Origin of the sequence: Paraburkholderia sp. Ac-20342 (assembly GCF_017104985.1) — a bacterium.
GTDB lineage: Bacteria > Pseudomonadota > Gammaproteobacteria > Burkholderiales > Burkholderiaceae > Paraburkholderia.
The window spans coordinates 1-9,501 of the sequence record NZ_JAAGPQ010000150.1; the positions used below are offsets into that span (position 1 = coordinate 1).

Below are 9,501 nucleotides of genomic sequence, written 5' to 3' on the forward strand. Positions count from 1 at the left end.
TGTTTGCGCGACGCCACGAACAGGCCGCGCACTTCGCGCGCCGAGGTCAGAAAGAGGCCGCGCATCACGACCCCCGTGACCGACTGCGGACACTGCCCCGCATACGCGAGCGCGAGCGCCGCGCCCCATGATCCGCCGAGCACGCCCCAGCGCGCGAAGCCGAGCCGCGCGCGAATCGCTTCGAGATCGGCGATCAGATAGCCGGTGCTGTTGTGGCGCACGCTGCCGTGCGGCGTCGAGACGCCGGTGCCGCGCTGGTCGATCAGCACGACGCGAAAGCGGCTCAGATCGAAGAGCCGCAACACGCCCGGCTGACTGCCGCTGCCGGGGCCGCCGTGCAGCACCGCGACCGGCACGCCATCGCGCGCGCCCGCCACCGCGTACCACACGCGATGACCGTCGCGCGTGCGCAGCGTGGCGCTTTCGAGCGGCGCCGCCGCGTGCTGCGAGGCAGGGCGCGTCGCGCGATGTGTCGGACTGCGCGTCGAACTACCCAGCATCGTCGTCATGGCCGCATCCTCGCGAGCAGGTTGTCGCGATCGATCCACTGATGCTTGAGCGCGCCGGCCACGTGCAGCACGATCAGCGCGATCAGCCCATAGCCGATGAACCCGTGAATGCCGAAGAACAGCTCGCGCAGATGCGGATCGTCCCAGCCCCACTTCGGCAGCAGGATGCCCCAGAAGCGCGTGCCATAGCGATTGAACGACGAGCCGAGATAGCCGGCGAGCGGCATCGCGACCATGCCGACGTATAAAAGACCCTGCGTAGTGCGCGCGGCGGCGCGTTGCCACGCTGGCATCGGCGGCAGGGGTGGCCGGTGAAGGACAGCCCGCGCCACGATGCGCAGAAGCACCAGCAGGAAAACCGTCAGTCCGAGCGACTTGTGCAGGTTCAGCAGCGTCGCTTTGACCGGCAAACCCTTCGGCAATCCGACCATATAGAGGCCGAGCGCGAGCAGGCCGATGATGCCGAGCGCGATGAGCCAGTGCAGCACGATCAGCAGGCCCGCATAGCGGGTGCCGCCGGCGTTTGCGTTCGGAGAATCCGTTGTCGTCATGCTGTCTTCACTCCCGTGCAAGAGGCTTGCTTGTCGAGGCGACTGCTGTCGAACACCGTTTCACTGCCATCGATCGACGCGGCGTGCGGCCTTATCCGGCGATCAGTATTTCGCCCCTGCCGTCGACGGCGAGATCGCCCGTGTAGCGGACCGGCAGACGCTGCGCGCGCCACTGCGAAAACGGCGCGATTTCGTTGGCGAGACTGCGCACGAGCAAGGACCAGAATACGTCGAACCCCTGGCCGCCGTTCGTGAAGGTCGGCGGCAGCCGGTGCGCCGGCCGGCGCGCGAGCAGCAAGGTGCCGCGCCTCATTCCATAGGCATAATGCGGGCCCAGTTCGCCCGCCACGCCGACGGTGCCGGCCACCAGCCGCGAGGCCGCGAATTCTCCCGCGTTGCCGCCGACCAGCACGAGGCCGCGCCGCATGCGGTCGGCGAGCCGCGCGCCGGCGTTGCCGCGAATCGTCAGCGTGCCGCCGCTCATGCCTTCCATGTCGCCGGTCAGCGCACCGGCGACGAAATCGCCGCTGTCGCCGTTCACCGTGAGCCGGCCGCCGCGCATTTCGCAGCCGGTGAAGTGGCCGGTGTCGCCGTCGATCCGTAGTTCGCCGCCGCTCATCCTGAAGCCGCAGTAGTCGCCGGCCGAGCCCCGCAGGACGAGCCGGCCGCCGTCCATTTCCGCGCCGAGGCGGTCGAGCCAGCGAGCCGCGCCGTCGATGACGAGTGTGGGCGCGGCGTTGCTGTTGCTGTCCGGCGTTGCGGGCAGTGCCGTTTCCGCAGGGGATTGCGAAGTCGTGTATTCATCGCGTAGAACCTCGAACATCTCGCCGACCCTGCAACTCTCGTTGCCGCCCGCCAGCACGATGTGCTCGATCTCGGCCACGCTCAGGCTCGCCAGCGTCGCGGGCCGCAGTGCGGCGGCATCGACGCGAAAACCGGGCGGCGTTTTGAGGCGCAAGGTGGTCGTACTCATGCGGGCCCCCTGTCGAGCCCGGCCGCGAGCGCATGCAGATGGAAGTGATACGGCCCGAGCTTGCCGCCATAGTTGCCCGCCGAAATCCGCAGCACCCCGGCCGCGCGGCCGAGCTCGCAGGCCGCGTCGATCCCGGCCGTCATCGCCGCGCCGACGTCGGCGTCGGTCAGGCCGTCGATCACGATCTCCAGCACGCAGCCCACTTCCGCGCCGAGTTCGCTATGCGACGACAGCCCAATCAGCGTCGGACAGAACGCGTCGTTGGTCGAGGCGCTCGCGCCCGCGTAGCGGGAGCCGACTTTCGACCCCGAGCGGACGATGCCGCCCGGGAACGGCATGATGACGTTCGGCAGCCGGCGCATCGCCGTGACGGCCGCTTCGGCGGCGGCGAGCGCGGCGTCCTGGTCGCGCGCGAGCAGCAGCAGGTTGCCGCCGCCGACCGCCTTGACGGTCGCCGCCGTGTCCTCGCAGACGAACTCGCCGTCCATCACCGGTACGCGCCAGTAGCGCGTGGGTCCGTTCCCCGTGTCGAGCATCTTGGCGATCTGCCAGCCGTCGCCGAAAAAGCGCAGCCCGCTGCCGAGCGGCGCGCGATCCGAGAGCGGCGCGCGGCTCGTGGCGGGATCGATGCCGCCGAACACGGCCGTGCTTGGGCAGGTGAGCACGCATTGGCCGACGCGCCGGCCGATCTGCTTCGCCAGCTCCTTCGACGACACCGCGAACAGCAGCACCGCGACGCCGGGCCGGCCATCGGGCGTTGCGTCGGGTGCGAGCGTGCGCTCGATGCCGGCCTCGCAGCCGCAGCCGATCACCGAGGTCGCGAAGCCCGCCAGCGAGTTCGCCGCGTGCATCGCCCAGGTGGGCGTGTGGGCCGTGATGACGAGCCGCGTCGCCTTCATCGGAAACGCTTCGGCAAAGGTCGCGTCGATCGCGGTGCCGTTGATGGCGAGCGCGGCCGGGGCGCTCGTCGCGGACGCATCGGTTAGGTTGGCTGGCACGTCTGACATGGCTCGCCCGTCCCTCAGCCGTCGACCAGACATTCGACGGGCAACAGCCGCCCGCCGCGGCAGCAACTGCACACTTCGTCGTCGCTGATGGCGGCATGCGCGAAGTTGCTCGCGAGGTTCGTGTCGCTGTACGCGCGCACGGTCTTTTCGATGCCGCGATCGAAGTCCGGCGTGACGAAATGGATGCCGCCGGTCGGCGTCGCGACGAGCGTGCCGTCGCGCGCGACCAGCTCGCCGTCCTTGAACACATAGGCCGGCGACGTGAACATCCGCTCGCGGTCCGGCTCGTCGCGATAGACGGCGATGTCGGCCGCCGCGCCCGCGCCGAGATGGCCGCGGTCGCGCAGGCCGAGCAGCCGCGCGGGACCGGCGCGCGTGATGATGGCGATCTCGTACAGCGAGAACTCGCGCGTAAGTTCGGGCAGCGCGCTCGCGACCTGCGCCTCGGGATGCAGCTTCGCCAGTTGCGCGTCGCGAAACGTCTTGTCCATCAGCAGGCGGATCAGATGCGGGTAGCTCGTGAACGGGCCGCCGTTCGGATGATCGGTGGTCATCGCGACGCGCCACGGATCGTCGACGAGCAGGAAGATTTCGAGGCCGATGATCCACTGCAGCGCATTCACATAGCTCTGCTCGCGATAGCGGAACGGCACGACGCCGCAGCCCGCGTCGCATTCGATATCGCCGACCACCCACTTGTGCGGCCGCGCGAGCGGCGTGTTGCGGAACTGCATCATCGTGTCACCCGAGGCCGTGACGGTCTGTCCGAAGATGATCTGGCCGACGTCGATCGAGACGTTCGGCCGCGCGTTGACGGCCTCGGCAATCTGCCGCGCGCCCGACGAAAACTTCTGCGGCCCCTCGGTGCCGTAGCTGTGAAACTGGATATGCGTCAGATGGATCGGCAGGCCGTCGGCGGCGTCCATCGTCGCGATCGTCGAGGCGAGATTGCCGGGCACGCCGAGATTGCTCGCATGCACGTGCAGCGGATGCGGCACGCGCAGCTCGGTCAGCGCGCGCGACAGCGTATGCAGCACCTCGCGCGGCGTAATGCCGTAGTGCGTGTGCGCCTCGTCGATATCGAGCGAGCGCTGGTTGAACTTGAAGGCCGAGATGCCGCCCGGGTTGACCACTTTCACGCCGAGCGCCTTGCTCGCGTGAATCGTCCAGCCGATGTAATCGCGCAGCCGCTCGAAGTCGTCGCGCGCGGCGAGCATTTGCAGAAACAGTTCGTCGTTGCCGAGCATCACGTAGGCGCCGTGATCGATGATCGGCGTGTCGCCCATTTCGAGGTGCGTGTGGCGCGCGTTGGACGGCATCATGGCCGGCTCGAACGCGGCCGTGTAGCCCATTTCGGCGTAGCGGTAGCCGGTCGCGAGCGTGCCCGGCGCGCAGACGCCGCACGAGGGCAGCCGCAGATAGCGGCCCGCGTCGTCCTGCACCGCTTCATAGACGGCGTCGCGAATCGGATCGGCGCGATGGTCCTCGGGCAGCAGCAGGCGCGACAGGTTGGTCTTGCCGCCGCCGATATGCGAATGCATGTCGATGCCGCCCGCCATCACGATCATGCCGCTCGCGTCGTATTCGCGATCGACGGGCGTATTGGCTGCGATGCCATCGACGATGCGGCCGTCGCGGAACAGCAGATCGCGGCGCTCGCCGTTCACCTGGTGGACCGGGTCGAACAGCGTGCCGCCTTTGAGCCGGACGAGGGTCATGAATGGGCCTCGCCGGGGTGCTGGGCGTGCGTGTGCGCGGTTGGCGGAATGCCTGGCCGAGCCGCCGATAGCGCCCGCAAGCGTTCGCTCAATTGCGCGGCCATTTCCGCGACCGAGGCGAGGGCCGCGCCGCGCGCGGCCCTCAACGGCATCACGACCGAGCTGTCGACGCGAAACAGATGTCCGTTGCCGTCGATGCCCGGTGTCGCGACTGGCACGAACACGGTATTCGCGCCGCGCGCCTTCGCCGCATCGGCGAGCGCCGGATGGCCGAGCACGATCAGCGGGACGGCCGGATCGAGCGAGGCGGGCCAGGCGTGCGGCGCGAAGCTCGCGATCCAGAGCAGCGCGTCGGCTTCGCGCTCGGCCAGCAGCCTGCCGGTGCGATAGCGGTACGGATCGTGATCGAGCGGCGCGGTGCCGGCGACTCGCGCGGGCATCGCGACGCGCGTGCGCAACGGCAAGCCGCTGAGCCAGGTCATCGTCTGATTGACCGTCAGCGCGCCATCGTCGCCGCCGAGCGCGAGACACGCGGCGCGGCTCGTGCGGTTCGCCGTCTTGACGATGCGGTTCAGCGCCTCGATCAGCAGCGCCGCATGCGGGCCGGGCAGGGCGGCCGGTTCATAGACGATCACCGTGTAGCGTGCCGCGGCGATGCGGGCCTGGAGTGAGGCGAGCGTCGCGGCTGGATGCGCGTGACTGCCGCTGTCGTTCGTGTGTTTATCGTCGGCGTTCCTGTTGCTGACGTTGGCCTCGTCGCGATCCAGCACAGCCGCTTCGCGGCCCTCGGCGAGCGCGGACCATAGCGCGAGCGTGTCGAACGAATCGGCGTTCACGAGCAGCGTTTCGATGCGCGTATGCGCGAAGCCCTCGGCCGCCGGGTCTGCCGCGCAGCCGACGAAGACCAGTTCGCGCGCGAGATCGGTGTTCGCGAGCGTGCGCGTGAAAAAGCGCGGATAACGCCGCGACGGCTGGCAGCCGAAGAACACCAGCAGATCGGCGCGCGCACGCACTTCGGAGAGCGTCGTGAAGAACGAGCCGCGATCCTGCAAGGCGAGCGTCGCCGGCGTCAGCGCATCGCCATGCAGATGATCGAGCATCGCGCCGCAATCGGCCGCGAGCGCGTAGAGCGCGCGGGCGCCCGCGACGTCGGTGGAGAGTCCGCCGAACAGCGGCCGGCGCGCGTTCGCGAGCCGTTGCGCGGCGAGCGCGAGCGCGGTATCCGTGTCGGCCTCGTGGCCGTCGACGACGCTGCGGCATGGCGCGTCGCCCGCGCCGTAACACGCGAGCGCTTGCGTCAGCCGTGCGCAGTCGGCGTGCGGCACGCCGAGCGTGCCGTCATCGTGCGAATCGGCGCTGAGGTCGTCGCAGAGCAAAGGACAGAACGGGCAGACCCAGTCGCGCGTGATCGTCGCGGCGCGCGCACCGGTCGTGTCCGGTGCGTTCGTGCGCGAAGCCGATGGATCGTTGGGGGACAGGTGCATGGCGCACTTTTAGCAAGCTCCATGCCGATTGGCGCAATGCCGTCGCAACGATGGGGCCACGGTAGGACAACGACATCGCACGCGCTGCCGGTCCGATGGGCGCGCACGGTCGTGCGCCTTTGTGTTGGGCGGATCGCGAGTCCGAATGGGCTTCACACGGCCCGCGTCGAACCAGCCGTGGAGCGCGTGCGCCGAAGGGCCGCCGCGAGCCCGCTGCGCCGTACAGGTTGTGTGCCGTGCTGGAGCAGAGTGTCACGCGCGCCATGCCGCCTATGCGCTTCGCTGACATTCGTAGGTTGCCGGCCGCGTGGCATGGAAATTGTATGGACAGCCTACGCGTGCCCGGCCGGCGCGGCGCCGATCTGCCGGTCGTGCAGCGCCGAGGCGACGAGCCAGGCGGTCGCGCCGGTGTCGATCGCGGCGCTCAGGTCGGCGCGATGGCGGATGCCGCCCGCGCCGATCACCGTGGTCTGCGCGGCGGCGCGTGCGCGGATGCGTTCGAAGGTGGCGAGATCGGGGCCGGCGTAGCTGCCGACCTGATCGAGCGTCATCGCGATCACGCGCGACGGCCACCAGGCCGACGAGCGATCGAGTTCGGCGGCCGCGAGCAGTTGGCCCGCGCGATGGTCGAGCGAGAGGATCGGCGCGAGGCCGGCCGCCTGCGCCGAGTGCAGAGCATGGATGTCGCGCAACGACTCGGTGCCGAACACGGGCACGAGCGTCGCGAGCGGAGTGGGCGCGGCATGATCGACGGTCTGGCCATCATGTCGATCGACGGCCTCGATGCGTTCGAACATCTCGCGCATCGAGGCGTAGTCAGCGAAGCCGGCGTCGAGCCAGAGGTCGATGCCGGGCAGTGCGGCCCGCAAGGCGGCGAGCGTCGACACATGCGCGCCGCGTTGCAGGATGGCGCCGAGATCGGCGATGTAGAGCGTGCGCGCGCCGCTGGCCGCGAGCAGCGCGCGGGCGATGGCAAGCGGCTCGCTGGCCGCGCAGAGGCGGGACTCGATGGGCCGGTAGGCGGTTCGCTCGCCGCGCACCGCGCGCACGACGTGGCCGTCGAGAAGATCGAGAACCGGTATCACCTGCATGGGGGCGCGTTCCTTTGACCAAGATCTTTGTCTACGAGTATCTCACCGGCGGCGGCATCGATCCCGCGCTGGCCGGCGAGGGCAGTCTCGCCGACCTGAGCGCGCTGATCGTCGAAGGGCGGATCATGCGCGATGCGCTCGTCGCCGCGCTGCGCGACATCGACGGCGTGGAGGTCACGTTCGCGACCTCGCGCTTCGAAACGCCGGCGCCGGGCGACGCTCATTGTATGGCCGCGCCGGGCGAATCGATGACGGCCTTCGTCGCGCGCGTGGCGCGCGAACACGATTACGCATGGATCATCGCGCCGGAATGCGACGGCCTGCTGCTGCAGTTTCATGATGCGGTCGGCACGGCGCGCTGGCTCGGCTGCGCGAAGGAAGCGATTCGCCTGACGTCGAGCAAGAGCGCGACGGCTGCCTGTCTCGCCGCGCACGGCATCGCCGTGACGCCCGCGCTCGAACCCGGTCCCGCGAGCGCGCAGCCCGAAGGCCGCTGGGTCGTGAAACCGGACGACGGCGCGGGCGGGCTCGACACCTTCGTGTTCGACCGTTTCGCCGATGCCTGCGCCGAATACGAGGCGCGCGCGGCCGCCGCGCGCAATCCGGTGCTGCAGGCGTGGGTCGATGGCGAGCCGCTGAGCCTGTCGCTGCTCTGCCGTGGCGACGAGACGGAACTGCTGAGCATCAACCGTCAGCAGATCGGCATCAGCGAGGCAGACGCATCGCGCCACGCGGCGCGCATCGTCGAGTTCGACGGCGTGCTCGTCGACCGGATCGATCGTCGTGGCGAGCAGGGGCTCGTGCTCGAAGCGCTCGCGCAACGCGTCGCGCGAGCGATACCGGGCCTGTGCGGTTTTGTCGGCATCGACGTGGTGTGGCATCCGCGGCGCGGGCCGGTCGTGATCGAGGTGAATCCGCGCCTCACGGTCGCGTATGCGGGGCTGTTCGCGGCGCGCGGCAGCGGGCTTGCGCGTGCCTTGCTCGCGGCGCACGGCGTGCGCATCGAGCGATGCGGGGCGGGGCGCGTGAATCCTGCGTCGCCGACTTTCGAGGTGCGGCCTTGAGCACGACACGGATCGACGCGATGGCACATCGAACAGGGACGGGCGTGGCAGATGTGGCGGGTGTGGCTGATGGCACGGCGAACCTCGCGGTGCATCACGCCGTGAGTCATGTCGTGAATCACGCGGCGGCTGACGCAGCCGTATTCGGCTGGGACGTCGGCGGCGCGCACGTGAAGGTGTCGCGTGTCGATGGCGGCGGCTCGGTGCGCGATGTCGTGCAATGGGCCTGTCCGTTGTGGCAGGGGCTCGACCATCTCGAACGCACGATCGACCTCGTATTCGAGCGCTGGCCGCAGGCCCGTTCGCCCGCGGCACGGCATGCGGTGACGATGACCGGCGAGATGGTCGATCTGTTCGCGGATCGTGCCGCAGGCGTGCGCGCGATCGTCGCGACGCTGGAGCGGCGGTTAGGCGCGCAAGCGGGTTCGCGGTCCGGGGAACAGCCGGGGGCACTGCTGAATTTGCCATCGAGTTCACCGTCGGGTTCGCTATCGGATTCGCCGCTGACTTTGCCATCCGATTCGTCGCTGAATTCGCTATCCGATTCGCCGTCGCGCTCGCCACTGAGCTTCTACGCCGGCGCCGCCGGCTGGCTCGCCGCCGAGGCCTGCGCGGCCCACTGGCGGCACGTCGCCTCGGCCAACTGGCTCGCGACCGCGAACTGGGTTGCCACGCGCCTCGCCGATGCGGTGCTCGTCGATATCGGCAGCACCACGACCGACATCATTCCGATCGTCGGCGGCCGCGTCGTTGCGCGCGCCGCGACCGATGCCGGCCGGCTTGCGAGCGGCGAACTCGTGTATCACGGCGTGGTGCGCACGCCGTTGTGCGGCGTCGCGCACCGCATCGAATTCGACGGCGTCACCGTCAACGTGATGAACGAATGGTTCGCGACGACCGCCGACGTCTATCGCCTGACGGGCGAACTGGACCCGCTGCACGACGTGCAGCCGAGCGCGGACCAGGGGCCGAAGACCGAGGCCGCGAGCCGGGCGCGGCTTGCGCGCATGATCGGGCGCGACGCGCACGAGGCGGCGCCCGACGCCTGGCTGCGCTTTGCGCAGCGGTGGCGCGCGCTGCAATTGAGCGAGATCGGCGCGAATC

At 69.6% G+C, this 9,501-nt stretch carries 9 protein-coding genes; 2 read left to right on the forward strand and 7 right to left on the reverse strand.

Translation table 11 applies throughout. The annotated features are described in order from the left end of the window. The 7 genes from G3N58_RS32575 to G3N58_RS32605 form a co-directional block, all read right to left on the reverse strand. The coding region (locus G3N58_RS32575; RefSeq protein WP_241017326.1) for an alpha/beta fold hydrolase at nucleotides 1-509 on the reverse strand (509 nt) is incomplete at its 3' end. Beyond that, nucleotides 506-1,060 (reverse strand): cytochrome b, encoded by a 555-nt coding sequence (locus G3N58_RS32580; RefSeq protein WP_167285463.1) that lies wholly within the window; start codon nucleotides 1,058-1,060, stop codon nucleotides 506-508. The genes G3N58_RS32575 and G3N58_RS32580, both read right to left, overlap by 4 nt. Nucleotides 1,061-1,151: 91 nt before the next feature. Next, nucleotides 1,152-2,033 (reverse strand): formylmethanofuran dehydrogenase subunit C, encoded by an 882-nt coding sequence (locus tag G3N58_RS32585; protein ID WP_206001250.1) that lies wholly within the window; start codon nucleotides 2,031-2,033, stop codon nucleotides 1,152-1,154. Next, entirely contained in the window at nucleotides 2,030-3,040 is a 1,011-nt protein-coding gene (gene fhcD, locus G3N58_RS32590; protein WP_206001251.1) for a formylmethanofuran--tetrahydromethanopterin N-formyltransferase, read from the reverse strand. The genes G3N58_RS32585 and fhcD overlap by 4 nt, the downstream gene beginning before the upstream one ends. Nucleotides 3,041-3,054: 14 nt before the next feature. Next, the gene (locus G3N58_RS32595; RefSeq protein ID WP_206001252.1) at nucleotides 3,055-4,758 is read right to left on the reverse strand and encodes a formylmethanofuran dehydrogenase subunit A; all 1,704 of its coding nucleotides are present in this window, start codon (nucleotides 4,756-4,758) and stop codon (nucleotides 3,055-3,057) included. Continuing rightward, nucleotides 4,755-6,242, reverse strand: a complete 1,488-nt coding sequence (locus tag G3N58_RS32600) for a formylmethanofuran dehydrogenase (protein WP_206001253.1) — start codon at nucleotides 6,240-6,242, stop codon at nucleotides 4,755-4,757. Before G3N58_RS32600 ends, G3N58_RS32595 begins: the two co-directional genes overlap by 4 nt. Before the next feature lie 332 nt (nucleotides 6,243-6,574). Beyond that, entirely contained in the window at nucleotides 6,575-7,333 is a 759-nt protein-coding gene (locus G3N58_RS32605; protein WP_206001254.1) for a HisA/HisF-related TIM barrel protein, read from the reverse strand. A 14-nt stretch (nucleotides 7,334-7,347) separates the two neighbouring features. On the opposite strand from G3N58_RS32605, the gene G3N58_RS32610 reads away from it, so the two are divergent. Together G3N58_RS32610 and G3N58_RS34395 are read left to right on the forward strand one after the other, a co-directional pair. Continuing rightward, entirely contained in the window at nucleotides 7,348-8,397 is a 1,050-nt protein-coding gene (locus G3N58_RS32610) for an ATP-grasp domain-containing protein (protein WP_206001255.1), read from the forward strand. A gap of 113 nt (nucleotides 8,398-8,510) precedes the next feature. Continuing rightward, the coding region (locus tag G3N58_RS34395) for a hydantoinase/oxoprolinase family protein (RefSeq protein ID WP_346778313.1) at nucleotides 8,511-9,501 on the forward strand (991 nt) is incomplete at its 3' end.